The sequence below is a fragment of the Geomicrobium sp. JCM 19038 genome (genome assembly GCF_000698125.1).
Classification (GTDB): domain Bacteria; phylum Bacillota; class Bacilli; order Bacillales; family Marinococcaceae; genus Geomicrobium_A.
Window position 1 is genome coordinate 92,778 of record NZ_BAXA01000008.1, and the last position, 12,156, is coordinate 104,933.

Annotated in this window: 13 protein-coding genes and 2 pseudogenes; 10 read left to right on the plus strand and 5 right to left on the minus strand. The window is 41.4% G+C overall.

The genetic code is table 11. The features are described 5' to 3' along the window. Nucleotides 1-2: 2 nt before the first annotated feature. Nucleotides 3-935, minus strand: a complete 933-nt coding sequence (locus JCM19038_RS11590) for an ABC transporter permease (protein ID WP_042418068.1) — start codon at nucleotides 933-935, stop codon at nucleotides 3-5. Nucleotides 936-1,200: 265 nt separating this feature from the next. Here JCM19038_RS11590 and JCM19038_RS11595 point away from each other — a divergent pair, with 265 nt between their 5' ends. Next, nucleotides 1,201-1,719: a type 1 glutamine amidotransferase domain-containing protein gene (locus JCM19038_RS11595; RefSeq protein ID WP_042418071.1), complete on the plus strand. Its 519-nt coding sequence runs from the start codon at nucleotides 1,201-1,203 to the stop codon at nucleotides 1,717-1,719. A 64-nt stretch (nucleotides 1,720-1,783) separates the two neighbouring features. Here the strand turns inward: JCM19038_RS11595 and JCM19038_RS11600 are convergent, their stop codons facing one another. Then, entirely contained in the window at nucleotides 1,784-2,743 is a 960-nt protein-coding gene (locus JCM19038_RS11600) for an MBL fold metallo-hydrolase (RefSeq protein WP_042418073.1), read from the minus strand. Between the two features lie 101 nt (nucleotides 2,744-2,844). Here JCM19038_RS11600 and JCM19038_RS11605 point away from each other — a divergent pair, with 101 nt between their 5' ends. The 7 genes and pseudogenes from JCM19038_RS11605 (at nucleotide 2,845) to JCM19038_RS11635 (ending at nucleotide 8,039) form a co-directional block, all read left to right on the plus strand. Beyond that, complete coding sequence (locus JCM19038_RS11605; protein ID WP_042418075.1) at nucleotides 2,845-3,399, plus strand: histidine phosphatase family protein; 555 nt, start codon at nucleotides 2,845-2,847, stop codon at nucleotides 3,397-3,399. 70 nt (nucleotides 3,400-3,469) lie between these two features. Next, nucleotides 3,470-4,309 (plus strand): aldo/keto reductase, encoded by an 840-nt coding sequence (locus JCM19038_RS11610; protein WP_042418077.1) that lies wholly within the window; start codon nucleotides 3,470-3,472, stop codon nucleotides 4,307-4,309. A 107-nt stretch (nucleotides 4,310-4,416) separates the two neighbouring features. Beyond that, nucleotides 4,417-5,159 (plus strand): annotated as a pseudogene (map, locus tag JCM19038_RS11615) (type I methionyl aminopeptidase). A gap of 60 nt (nucleotides 5,160-5,219) precedes the next feature. Continuing rightward, a pseudogene (locus JCM19038_RS11620) lies at nucleotides 5,220-6,076 on the plus strand (NAD(P)-dependent oxidoreductase). 15 nt (nucleotides 6,077-6,091) lie between these two features. Continuing rightward, complete coding sequence (locus tag JCM19038_RS11625) at nucleotides 6,092-6,271, plus strand: hypothetical protein (protein WP_042418080.1); 180 nt, start codon at nucleotides 6,092-6,094, stop codon at nucleotides 6,269-6,271. 256 nt (nucleotides 6,272-6,527) lie between these two features. Beyond that, a complete protein-coding gene (locus tag JCM19038_RS11630) occupies nucleotides 6,528-7,250 on the plus strand; it encodes a 3-ketoacyl-ACP reductase (protein WP_042418083.1) in 723 nt (240 codons plus the stop codon). A 72-nt stretch (nucleotides 7,251-7,322) separates the two neighbouring features. Next, on the plus strand, nucleotides 7,323-8,039 hold the full coding sequence (locus JCM19038_RS11635) for a 3-ketoacyl-ACP reductase (RefSeq protein ID WP_042418086.1): 717 nt from the start codon (nucleotides 7,323-7,325) through the stop codon (nucleotides 8,037-8,039). Nucleotides 8,040-8,176: 137 nt separating this feature from the next. Here the strand turns inward: JCM19038_RS11635 and JCM19038_RS11640 are convergent, their stop codons facing one another. Next, nucleotides 8,177-8,929, minus strand: a complete 753-nt coding sequence (locus JCM19038_RS11640) for a class I SAM-dependent methyltransferase (RefSeq protein ID WP_042418089.1) — start codon at nucleotides 8,927-8,929, stop codon at nucleotides 8,177-8,179. Nucleotides 8,930-9,005: 76 nt separating this feature from the next. Between JCM19038_RS11640 and JCM19038_RS11645 the strand changes: the two genes are divergently transcribed. After that, entirely contained in the window at nucleotides 9,006-10,178 is a 1,173-nt protein-coding gene (locus JCM19038_RS11645) for a serpin family protein (RefSeq protein WP_193745116.1), read from the plus strand. 68 nt (nucleotides 10,179-10,246) lie between these two features. Continuing rightward, a complete protein-coding gene (locus tag JCM19038_RS11650) occupies nucleotides 10,247-10,972 on the plus strand; it encodes a MerR family transcriptional regulator (RefSeq protein ID WP_042418095.1) in 726 nt (241 codons plus the stop codon). Between the two features lie 208 nt (nucleotides 10,973-11,180). On the opposite strand, the gene JCM19038_RS11655 is transcribed toward JCM19038_RS11650, so the two are convergent. Next, nucleotides 11,181-11,780: an ABC transporter permease gene (locus tag JCM19038_RS11655; RefSeq protein WP_042418098.1), complete on the minus strand. Its 600-nt coding sequence runs from the start codon at nucleotides 11,778-11,780 to the stop codon at nucleotides 11,181-11,183. Continuing rightward, nucleotides 11,777-12,115, minus strand: a complete 339-nt coding sequence (locus JCM19038_RS22325) for a hypothetical protein (RefSeq protein ID WP_152549420.1) — start codon at nucleotides 12,113-12,115, stop codon at nucleotides 11,777-11,779. The genes JCM19038_RS11655 and JCM19038_RS22325 overlap by 4 nt, the downstream gene beginning before the upstream one ends. Nucleotides 12,116-12,156 lie beyond the last annotated feature (41 nt).

Here is a 12,156-nt window from a genome sequence, read left to right on the forward strand (position 1 = left end):
GTTTATTCCTCCTTCTTATGCAATTGAATTCTTGGATCAATAATTCCATATACAACGTCAACAATGAACATCATAATAATGAAGATCGTGCTATAAATGATCGTTGTTGCCATAATCATCGGATAATCACGGTTTGTAATACTTTCAACAAAATATTGACCGACGCCTGGTATAGCGAAGATCCTTTCAACAACAAAACTTCCCGTGAATATACTTGCTACTAATACACCAAGAATGGTGACGACGGGCAGTAGTGCATTGCGCAATGCATGTTTTACAACAATTTGGAAATTAGAAAGTCCTTTAGCTTTAGCGGTTTTGATGTAATCTTCTGTTAACACTTCAAGCATGTTAGAACGTGTCATCCTCGCAATAATTGCAATCGGTCCAGATGCAAGAGCTAAAGCTGGTAGAATTGCGTGTCGCCAAGTTCCCCATTGTGCAGTAGGGAAAAAGTCAAATTGAGTACTTATGTATTGAATAAATAACATGGCTTGTATGAAGTTTGGAATTGAGATTCCAATAATTGCAATGAACATTGTCACATAGTCGATCATTTTATTGTGACGGAGTGCAGCCAATACTCCTAAAATAATTCCTGAAATGACTGCCAGTATTAGCGTGACTAAACCAAGCTGTAATGAAGCTGGGAAGCCGCTCGCTAACATGTCACTGACTTCTCTGGAACGAGTAACCATTGAAGGTCCGAAATCAAAAGTCACTGCGTTTTTTAAATAATTCAAATATTGCATGATGACTGGCTGGTCTAGATTGTAATGGGCCATCATATTTGCTCTTGCTTGCTCACTCATGCCGACATCGTCAACATCCAACGGGCTACCCGGAGCAAATCGCATAAGAACAAACGTAACAGTGATAATAACCCATAGCGTTACAATCATCCACAAAAAGCGTTTTCCTATAAATTTCAGCAAGTGAAAGGGATCCTCCTTTCATATCATTGTAAAGTAATCCGACAAGTATTAAATCGATGACAGATAATACTCATTAGGTATAGTCTAACAATAATGTAAACGACAACATCCGTCAATGAAATGATAGACAATTTGTAAAATGATGAAAAGTGATTACTATATAATTATAGTAATATACTGAATGCGTAGTGAGATGTTTACGGAGAAATAGAAATGGGAATCAATTTACTAGAACAACAATTAGAGTTGAAAGGATGTTTCTCTCATGAGTAAAAAAGTAGCTGTACTCATTACAGATTTATTTGAGGATATTGAATACACAGATCCAGCGAAGAATCTTGAGGATGCCGGTCATGAGCTTGTTACTATTGAGAAAGAAGCAGGCAATAAAGTAACTGGTAAGAAGAAAGATGTGACGCTTACCATCGACAAAGGAATTGATCAGGTAAAACCGGAACAATTCGATGCTTTATTGTTGCCAGGTGGTTTTTCACCAGACATCCTTCGTGGCGACGATCGTTTTGTAGATTTTACAAAAGCATTTGCTGATGCTGGCAAGCCAATCATGGCCATTTGTCACGGCCCACAATTGCTCATCAATGCAGATGTATTAAAAGGTAGAACCGTCACTGGCGTAAAGCCGATTGTTCCTGATTTAAAGAACGCAGGTGCAAACTTTAAAGATGAAGAAGTGGTCGTATGCCAAGGGAATCTCGTAACGAGTCGTACACCAGATGACTTGCCAGCGTTCAACCGCGAATCATTAAAAGTACTAGAAGGTTAATGAAAAGCATCCCTTATGATGAAGGGATGCTTTTTTTAAATAGTGATTTTGACTGAACGCTCATTCATTTAACATGATCAAAAACCGGTTTGAATTCGAAGATACCGTCTTTTTCTGTTTTTAGAGTCATATTTTTACTTTCCATATAATCGAGATGTCCGATGATTTCAGACATAACGAGAGGGAACTGAGTTTCATATCGTTTTTGGTACATAGTAATTGCCAATTCATTCGCTGTCATCGGTTTTTCGAGCATCAACTCCCGCAAATGCTCGGCTTTTTGTTGAATTCCTAGAAGGCGTTCCTGTATGAGCGCTTGATGATTCGTAATGACAGATCCGTGTCCTGGATATACGGTATGAACGTCTAGTTGTTGGACGGATTGTAAAGAATCGATATGTTGTTGCATTGTAAACAAACGGTTGCCAAGTTTGTCTGGCTCAATTAACGCGTTGCTTGAGATGTGATGAATCAATAAGTCACCTGAAATGAGCCTACGTTCATGTTGGAGTGCGATTTGGTCAGGGGCATGCCCAGGTGTTTCAACTAAGTCAAAATCAAATAGCGGTTTTGTAACATCAATCAATGTAAGCTCGCCTTCAATTCGATTGCCAATGTTCGTCTCTTTAGAGCGTTGCAAACGATCGATTTGCTTCTCGCCGAATGCTCCGCAGCCCGCTTGTTGATATAACGCTTTGTAGAAGTTAATTCGCATTTCCATAAACGCAGGTTCTCGCGTTAAACGATGCACAGATTCAGGATGAACGTATAACGGAACGTCAATTTGTTTGCGAATACGATTTACGAGTCCAACGTGATCGGGATGATGGTGCGTTAAAACGATTGCAGTAAGATCCGATAACTGGAGGTGGTGGGTTTGTAATGCTTCAACTAGCCCATTCCAACAATCTTCCGTATCATATCCTGCATCAATCAAAATGAGCTCGTTAGAATGTTGAACGAGATAAAAGTTAAAACTTCGAAGCGCTCGTTCAGTTTTTACATGTATTGGTATGATCTTCATCTTTTGCCACTCCTTAATGAGTGATGAACTGTCTTTTTTTTGAATAGTTTATCATACTTATAGCTAGGACGTGCAATGAAAGGCGAATCAGAGGTGAGGCGATGAGTACGAGTTGTTATTTTATCCGACACGCGCATGCGACTTATTCAGACGATGATCGAAACCGTCGGTTGTCATCAATTGGACGTATACAAAGCGAAGCAATTGCAAAGCAGTTTGAATCCATTAGAGTTGATCAGATTGTCTCTAGTCCGTATCATCGTGCGATTCAAACGATTGAACCGTTAGCGAAACAAAAAGGGCTGTCGGTTCAACTAGAAGATGCTTTTCGCGAAAGAGAAAGTGGACTCGGCTTTGAGCAAAACTTCGAAGAGAAGATTAAGGCACTATGGGAAAGTCCGGATTTGTATTATGGAAGTGGAGAGTCAAATGCACAAGCACAACGAAGAGGTCAGGCTGCAACAAAACAACTCATAGAAGCGTATGAAAATAAATCAGTTGTAATCGCAACGCATGGGAATCTCCTGGCATTAATCCTTTCAGCCTATGATCCGACGTTTACGTTTGAATCGTGGAGAACGATGCCAATGCCTGCGGTTTACAACGTTATCGTTTCAAAAACCCAAGTGGACATTAAGGCGATTGATCTTTCATGACTTTCTTTGAATGTCGAGTGCGTTCAGGATATAATAAACGTGTGATCATACTCACTAGGAGGGTTAGTTAATGACAAGTAATTCAATCAAAGACGTTGTTCGCTTTCACAATGGGTTGATGATGCCTCAACACGGTTTTGGCGTGTATCTCATTAACGAACCTTCAGAAGCCGAGACAGCCATTCAAAAGGCATTAGATGTAGGTTATCGATCATTCGATACAGCGAAGTTGTACGAGAATGAAGGCTTAATGGCAGAGCAGTTGAGGAATAGCTCGGTGAATAGAGAAGATCTTTTTATTACAACAAAAACGCATAATGACAACCAAGGATACGATCAAGCGTTACGTGCATTTCATGATTCTCTTGAAGAGATGAAGCTTGATTATGTTGATTTGTTACTCGTGCATTGGCCGAGTAAACGTCATTTTCATGATACGTGGCGCGCATTCGAACGACTTGAAGGTGAAGGATTAGTTCGAGCAATTGGCGTGTGCAACTACCAAATTGATCATCTTAAACGACTTGAGACGAAGGCGAATGTAAAGCCTGTCATTAATCAAGTGGAATGTCACCCTTATTTGACACAATATGCACTCAAAGATTATATGGAGGAAGAAGACATCGTCTTTGAGGCGTGGAGTCCGTTAGGGCGTGGGAATGTATTGAGTGACCCCGTTATTGAAAAAATAGCAAACCGCTATCAAAAAAGTCCAGCGCAAGTGGTGTTACGTTGGCATTTGCAACAAGACTCGGTCATTATCCCGAAGTCAAAGACACCTGAACGTATTGAAGAAAACGCAGATATCTACGATTTTGTTTTAACTGAAGAAGATATGATGCTCATCGACCAATTAAATCGCGATGAGCGTAGAGGGCCAGACCCAGACGTTGTGTACGAACAAATTTAATGATAGTGCATCCATTTTTAATGAAAATGGATGCTCTTTCTCTGTTGGTTGTTGATTTAATTCATAGGGGATACAATGAGAGTACAAAGATTAAAGGAGTCTAGACGATGATAGCAACAAGCGAAAAAGACATCCAAGGCTTAAAGGATGCTGGGAAGGTCATTTCTGAAATACGTGATGAAATGATTGCACAGACAAAGCCAGGTATTACAACGAAAGAACTTGATGAAATCGCAGAGCGCATGTTTAAAAAGTTCGGAGCGATTTCTGCACCAATTAGCACGTACAATTTCCCAGGGTATACGTGTATCTGTGTAAATGAAGAAGTTGCACACGGCATTCCAGGAAAACGTGAAATTCAAGACGGTGACCTCGTCAATATCGATGTATCAGGGGCGTACAACGATTATTGGGTAGATACAGGTAAATCATTTGTAGCGGGCTCAACTTCAAATCCAGAGCTTGAGAAACTTTTGAAAGCAACAGATGTTGTCTTTGATGAAGGCTTAAAGAAGTTTAAGGCTGGATCTAAGATGAACGGTGTCGGCAGAGCAGTGAATCGTACCGCTAAACAGCTTGGGTACACAGTCATTAAGAACTTAACAGGCCACGGTGTAGGCTCGTCACTACGAGACGAACCAGACATATTTACAACTACTACATCCCTTGGGATCGCTCACTCTTTACGGAAGGTTCCGTAATTGCATACGAACCATTTGTATCGACAAAAGCAGAAGAGATCTATGAAAAAGATGACGGTTGGACGTTGCTCACGAAAGAGCAAGGCTTTGTTGCCCAAAAAGAGCATACGATTATCGTCACAAAAGACGAACCAATCATCGTCACGTGATAAAGAGGCGTTGCCTCTTTACATAAAGAAATCGGAATTAATAGAATATGGAGGGGTACTATGCAACTAGGATTTGTTGGAATCGGTGTAATGGGTAAAAGTATGGCAAAGCATCTTTTACAAGCGGGCCATGAAGTCAACGTGTATACAAGAACGAAAGAAAAAGCAGACGAACTACTAACAATCGGTGCACACTGGAAGTCAACACTGAAAGAACTTGCGGAAAGCTCCGAAGTAATCATTACGATGATTGGTTATCCAAAAGATGTGGAGGACGTCTATTTCAAAGAGAACGGGTTGTTGCAATCAGCAAAATCAGGAACAACGTTGATTGATATGACCACATCAAAACCGTCTCTAGCTGAGCGGATTGCCAAAGCTTCTGCAGAGCGGGGATGTTCAGCACTAGATGCACCCGTTTCAGGTGGCGATGTTGGCGCCCAGAATGGTACACTAACAATAATGGTCGGTGGTTCGGAGCAGACATTCCAGCAAATGTTGCCGATTTTTGAATTAATGGGCACGAACATCCAACTCCACGGACCTGCAGGTAGTGGACAACATGCGAAAATGTGCAATCAAATTGCCGTCGCTGCCAGCATGATTGGTGCAGGCGAAGCGCTCGGCTATGCAAAGCAAGCAGGACTCGACCAACAGAAAGTGCTCGACACCATTTCAAAAGGAGCAGGAGGTAGTTGGACATTAAACAACCTTGCCCCGCGCATGCTAAATGGTGATTTCGAGCCAGGATTTACGTAAAACATTTTATTAAAGATATGGACATTGCGTTAGAAGAAGTCGAAGCGATGGATAAAGACCTACCCGGGCTCGCTCTCGTAAAATCGCTCTACGATGAACTCGTCGAAAAGGGCGAAACAGACAGTGGAACGCAATCGATCTATAAGCTTTGGCAATAAGATAAGGGGTTTGGCATGAAAGAAATTCTGAAAGACAAAACCGTACTATTTCCGATGATCTCAGCACTACTTTTAACCGCAGTTTCTGCATTCATCATGTACGTCGGTAGTTTGCTCTGGATTATATTCTTTAGTCTCGCGCAAATTAACCTATTCATCGGAATCTATAGAGCACTACAACATTCACGTACGTAAAACTTGCAACCGTCGTTGCAAGTTTTTTTTTTATGGTGCAGTGGCGGGGTCGAGGGTGTAGCTAGAGGGAGCATGGGTGTAGCGAGCGGGATCGAGGGTGTAGCTAGAGGGGTCGAGGGTGTAGCTAGAGGAACCAGTGGTGTAGCTAGAGAATCCAGTAGTGTAGCGAGCGCTAGTGGAGCCTATAGTTTCAATAAATGGACATGCATAGCTAGTTACATTACCATGGTCACAAAGAGAGGGAGGTTGCTGTTTTATGCAAACAATTCATGGGAAGTACGCGGTAATTACAGGTGCGGGTCGTGGAATTGGCAGGTCGACTGCTCTTGCGCTTGCACGTGAAGGTGTCAACGTAGCGCTGGTAGGGAAGACGCTTGAGAATTTGAATAGTGTGCAAAAAGAGGTCGATGCTTATGGTGTTCAGTCGCTAGCCATTCAAATGGATGTAACCGATGCATCGAATGTTCAGTCAGCAATCCAAGAAGTGTTACAAACGTTTGGTACGATTGATATTTTAATTAATAATGCGGGTATTGGCGCGTACGGCAAATTCATGGATTTAACAGAAGACGATTGGGACAATGTTTATGAAGTGAACGTCAAAGGGGTGCTACGTGTCACGCAGGCAGTATTGCCGCACATGATTGAACGACGTACCGGGGATATTATTAACATCTCGTCCACATCAGGTTTACGCGGTACGGAAGGATCAAGTGCATACAGTGCTACGAAGTTTGCATTGCATGGACTTACAGAGTCTTTAATGAAAGAGATGCGTAAGCATAAAATTCGGGTTCAAAGCCTAAGTCCTAGCCGGGTTATTACTGATTTTGGTGGCGGGAAAAACCGTTTAACGGATGAAGAAGTGGAGCACTTTATGCAAGCGGGAGACGTAGCTGATGTGATTGTGTCGAAGTTAAAGTTACATCCGCGTATGTTCGTTAAACATTCAGAGCTTTGGGCAACGGACCCGCAATAAGCGTAGGACGAGACATTTTCACCTGTGCATCGTATAATGAGTGTTCGATTAAAGACATAGGGAGTGAGTTTGATGCAACAATTAACAGGTAAAACAGCTGTCATTACAGGGGCTGGCCGTGGAATCGGTCGTTCAACAGCAATTGCATTTGCTAAAGAAGGCATTCATGTAGGCCTCATTGGACGTACGATGGAAAACCTTGAAAACGTCGCAAAAGAGCTCGAGCAGTATGATGTAAACGTAAGTGCTGCTACTGCAAACGTGAGCAATCTGAGCGAGATGGAAGAAGCGTTCAATCACATCACGAGTGATTTAGGAACAATTGATATTCTTATTAATAATGCGGGTATTGGTAAATTTGGTGGCTTCTTAGAGCTTTCACCTGACGAGTTCCAAGAAATTATTAATGTAAATCTCAACGGTGTGTATAACGCGACGAGACTTGCACTACCTGCAATGATTGAACAAAAAGCGGGTGACATTATTAACATCTCATCCACAGCAGGTACTAAAGGTGCGCCTGTAACGAGTGCATATAGTGCATCGAAGTATGCAGTGATGGGTTTAACGGAATCACTCATGCTTGAAGTAAGAAAGCATAACGTTCGTGTTTCTGCGTTAACGCCAAGTACAGTAGCTACTGATCTAGCGGTTGATAATGGTCTAACAGATGGCAATCCAGAAAAAGCAATGCAACCTGAAGATCTAGCAGAGTTGATCGTTGCTCAACTGAAGCTACATCCTCGTGTGTTTGTTAAAACTGCAGGTCTATGGGCGACAAATCCATAAAAAAAAATCCCCCGTTATGGGGGATTAATTGTGGATAAATAACTGTTAACAGACAATTCTAGTTGTTGGAATGTTAACAACATCGTGAATATGTGCATAAGTTCTATAGGTTATACACTTATTCACAAGGTAAATGATTATTTTGTTGCCTCGAACGTAATTGAGGTTGCGCCTTGATGTGCAGGTTGTTGATAAGTATAGTCGCTTGAAACGACGATGTTCGTAAAGCCCACTTCATTCAAAAAACTTCGAAATTCTTCGACACCATACCACCGAATTGCAAGCGTTTGTAATTCTGTATCGGTTTTTTCACCGTTCGTCCATTTCTCATACACAATTTCTTTCGTAAATGTTTGCTCAATCCAATTGTTTGATAGCAGCATACTTGTCATCCGGATCCCTGTTTCTTCAGAAAGATGGAAATGAGACACCGTACGATCATCTTCAATCGGACCAGGTGCAATAATGTCTAAAATGAGTTTGCCACCTTCTTCGAGGTGGTGATAAAAGTTCTGCAGTGCCGTTTTGGCAAGTTCACGAGAAGTGAGTAGCGAAAAGGAACCGGTTGGTACGATGATTGCACCGAATTTTTGATGCAACTGAACCGTTGTAATATCATCTTGAATTAATGTAGGATTGTAACCGTTGTTCGTTGCATACGACCTGCATAGATCTAGCATTTCTTTAGACGTGTCAACACCGACGACTTGAAATCCAGCATCAATCAGCGGAAAAAGCATGCGCCCAGTTCCAGAAGCAGGTTCTAGAATCGGTGAGGTGACATGTTGTAAGCGTGAGATGTAATATGGAATGTCACCATTAATGGAACTGCCAATCGGTTTTGTTTTTTCGTAAACTGCTGTAGATAATTCTCCATATGATTTGTACATGTTGTCCCCCTTTTATCATTTCATTGTAACGCTTTTGTCAAGAATACCGAATAGTAAGATAAAAAGGGGGCGTCAGGTGAGATGGTGGACAAGTATTGGAGGTGTTGCTTTAATGGCCGGATTGACTGGATGTGGCGTGACATCGAGTGAACAAGTAAATGCGAATCTTGAAGAATCACTAGAGCAAAATCGTCAACTTGAGTTTGCAGTGCAATTAGTAGATCACGAAGATGAAGGCAATCATGTGATGTCGCCTTTTAGTATTTATTTAAGCTTAATGATGGTCGCTAACGGGACGAGTGGTGACAGTGAACAAGAGATCTATACAGCGCTTCAGTTAGATGATGTCGATCGTGAAGAAGAAAATAGAAAGATTCATGACTGGTTAACCTATTTGTCAATGGATCGAGACGTCGAAATCGGCATTGCGAATTCGATTTGGGCGAAAGAGCATGTCACGTTCCTTGAGCGTTACGTCGCTACGATTGAGGACACGTTCTATGGAGAGGCGCGGGAATTAACAGGGGTTAAGGGAATTAACGACTGGGTAAGTGGCAAAACGAAGGGTGAAATTAATCGAATAGTCGAAGAAGAACTGTCCGAGTCAATCGTGGCACTACTCGTTAATGCTACTTATTTTTATGGAGAGTGGCAGTTTCCGTTTACTCTATTAGAAGGGCACAATGAGAAGTTTACAAATCTAGATGGGTCAGTGGAGTCCGTTGAATGGATGAACCGTGTTGATGATTTTCGTTATGTTGAAGGTGAGCAATATCAAGCAGTCCAGCTTTCGTATGCTGATGAAGAGACATCATTGAAAATTGTTTTGCCAGATGAAGGAGCATTTACAGACGTCTTACACGAAATACCAGCGATCATGAGCAACAAAAAGTGGTCAACAGAGGAAGTGAATGTGCAAATCCCGACGTTTGAGCTTGACCACAACTATAATTTGAACAATGTATTGCAACAATTAGGCATGGAAACGATTTTTACTTATATGGAAAACAACATGTTTGAAGAAAATAAAATGAATTACGCTATTGATGATGTTATTCATAAAGCGACTATCGAAGTCGATGAAAAAGGAACCGAAGCAGCAGCGGCAACTGCTGTATCTGTAATAGAAACGAGCGCGTCGATGACATCTCCAATTAATTTCACCGCTAATCGACCATTTTATTTTCTAATTGAACATGAGCCAACTGGTGCAACATTGTTCTTTGGCTCTTATGCAGAGGTAAATTAAATTTTAAAATCATTATTGACTCTAACGTTACGTCAGCCCTTATCGTCAAATGTGAAGGAGGGAATGCAATGCTGCAAGTGAAGGAAGTATCAAAGCTAACCGGTGTTAGTGTGCGCACACTTCATCATTATGATCACATCGGTTTGTTAACACCGGAGAGTGCGACAGAATCGGGGTATCGCCTCTATTCACAAAAAGACTTAATGCATTTACAAGAAATTCTTTTCTTTCGAGAGCTAGGCTTCCCTCTGAAACAAATAAAATCCCTCATGAGTGATCCTTCATATTCACGAAGTGATGCGTTGCGTATGCAAAAACGATTGTTAACCGACCGTGTTACGCACATTCAAGGAATGATTGAGATGATTGATGGGACACTTGAGCAGCGAGAAGGAGATCTTGATATGACTGAAGAACGTCATTTTAAAGGATTTAAATTTAGTGAAAGTGATTCGTATGAAGCTGAAGCAAGAGAGTTGTACGGTGATCAGGCTGTAGATGAAGGCAAAGCGAAGATCAAAGGAAATGAACAAGCGCTTCAAGAAGAAATGAATGATATTTACCGTGAGTTAGCACAGACGATGGAACACAACCCAACGTCAAAAGAGGCACAGGTGGCAATTGAGCAGTGGTACAACTACTTGAATCGAATGGGTTCATACTCAAAAGAAGCATTTGCCGGTCTTGGCGAAATGTACATCAGTGATGAGCGTTTCCAACAGAATATTGATCAATTTCGACCAGGCTTAGCCGAGTGGATGCGTGATGCGATGAAGGTATACGCAGGAAATTAAGTGTATAAAAGCAAAGGGAATTTTCCCTTTGCTTTTATACGTTTAACTATTAAATCTAGCCTACAACGTTAAATTATTTCCTAGGAAATAGTAGATGATTATGTGTACCGTTGTTTTCGATATACGACTGCAAAAATAATACTTATAACGATAATCCAACAGAGCGACACAACTAAACTAAACCACGGGAACGAACCACCGTAATAACCTACATAAAAAGCATCGTAAAAGATCTCGATCGGTAGAAAGCGTTTAATTGTATAAATGAAGCTACATTGTACAGATCAGCCATTGAAGAAATAAAATACATACCCATAATAATTGGAAATAGTGTGATCATGATTTGTCCATTATTGTTCGCGAGAAGTCCTACCGTTGAAGATAATACAATGCAAAAAAATGCGACAGGAATCACAGCAACGAGGAAATAACCCCACGATATTGGAACTTGTAGAATGAGTAAGCTCAGAAGTACCCCAATAAGTGATAAACAGAAATAGTGAATGTTTTTACCGATTAATAGTTCTGCGATGCTTGTTGGGGTATAAAGCAACATTCGGAGTGTCCCTTTCTCTTTTTCTTCCGCAAGCGAGTTGGCGGGGACAACCCCAGAGATAAATAAAAGGTTTAGCAAGATTACACCAACGTACATCTCAAACATCATGTCTAGATCCCTTGGCATCACGTAAGCAAACATCAGTGCCATTCCGACGGGAATTAGCAACACAGGGACGATATTCGCGCTCTTCATCGAGTCTTTACGATCTTTACGTACAATTGCAAAAATTCTTTTCATCGATAGGCTCATGCGAATTTCCTCCCGGTTACGTCTAAAAAGATGTCGGTTAATGAAGGTTCGTCACTGTGGATCGATTGTACTTTACGACTTTCAATGGCGCTTCGAAGTGACGTCATTCCCGTATAACTATTGTTGAAAGTCTCAACGTTCCCGTCAGCGAATGTCACCGTAACCGTCGGTGCAGCATACGTGCTACGGATTTGAACAGGTTCGTCACAAAGATAAATCGTACCGTCAATCATAAATGCCACACGGTGACAGAGCGATTCAATTTCGTTCATATCATGAGACGTTAGAAAAATGGTTGAGCCTTGTTCATTGAGTTGACGTAAAAACGCATGCACATTTGCTTTTGCGCTCGGGTCAAGGGAAGCAGTCGGTTCAT

Bases quoted from the DNA above. Each gene is read 5' to 3' on its own strand.
- JCM19038_RS11595 (WP_042418071.1), top strand. From the start codon at position 1,201: ATGAGTAAAAAAGTAGCTGTACTCATTACAGATTTATTTGAGGATATT.
- JCM19038_RS11630 (WP_042418083.1), top strand. From the start codon at position 6,528: ATGCAAACAATTCATGGGAAGTACGCGGTAATTACAGGTGCGGGTCGT.
- JCM19038_RS11625 (WP_042418080.1), top strand. From the start codon at position 6,092: ATGAAAGAAATTCTGAAAGACAAAACCGTACTATTTCCGATGATCTCA.
- JCM19038_RS11640 (WP_042418089.1), bottom strand. From the start codon at position 8,929: ATGTACAAATCATATGGAGAATTATCTACAGCAGTTTACGAAAAAACA.
- JCM19038_RS11650 (WP_042418095.1), top strand. From the start codon at position 10,247: ATGCTGCAAGTGAAGGAAGTATCAAAGCTAACCGGTGTTAGTGTGCGC.
- JCM19038_RS11605 (WP_042418075.1), top strand. From the start codon at position 2,845: ATGAGTACGAGTTGTTATTTTATCCGACACGCGCATGCGACTTATTCA.
- JCM19038_RS11655 (WP_042418098.1), bottom strand. From the start codon at position 11,780: ATGAGCCTATCGATGAAAAGAATTTTTGCAATTGTACGTAAAGATCGT.
- JCM19038_RS11600 (WP_042418073.1), bottom strand. From the start codon at position 2,743: ATGAAGATCATACCAATACATGTAAAAACTGAACGAGCGCTTCGAAGT.
- JCM19038_RS11610 (WP_042418077.1), top strand. From the start codon at position 3,470: ATGACAAGTAATTCAATCAAAGACGTTGTTCGCTTTCACAATGGGTTG.
- JCM19038_RS11635 (WP_042418086.1), top strand. From the start codon at position 7,323: ATGCAACAATTAACAGGTAAAACAGCTGTCATTACAGGGGCTGGCCGT.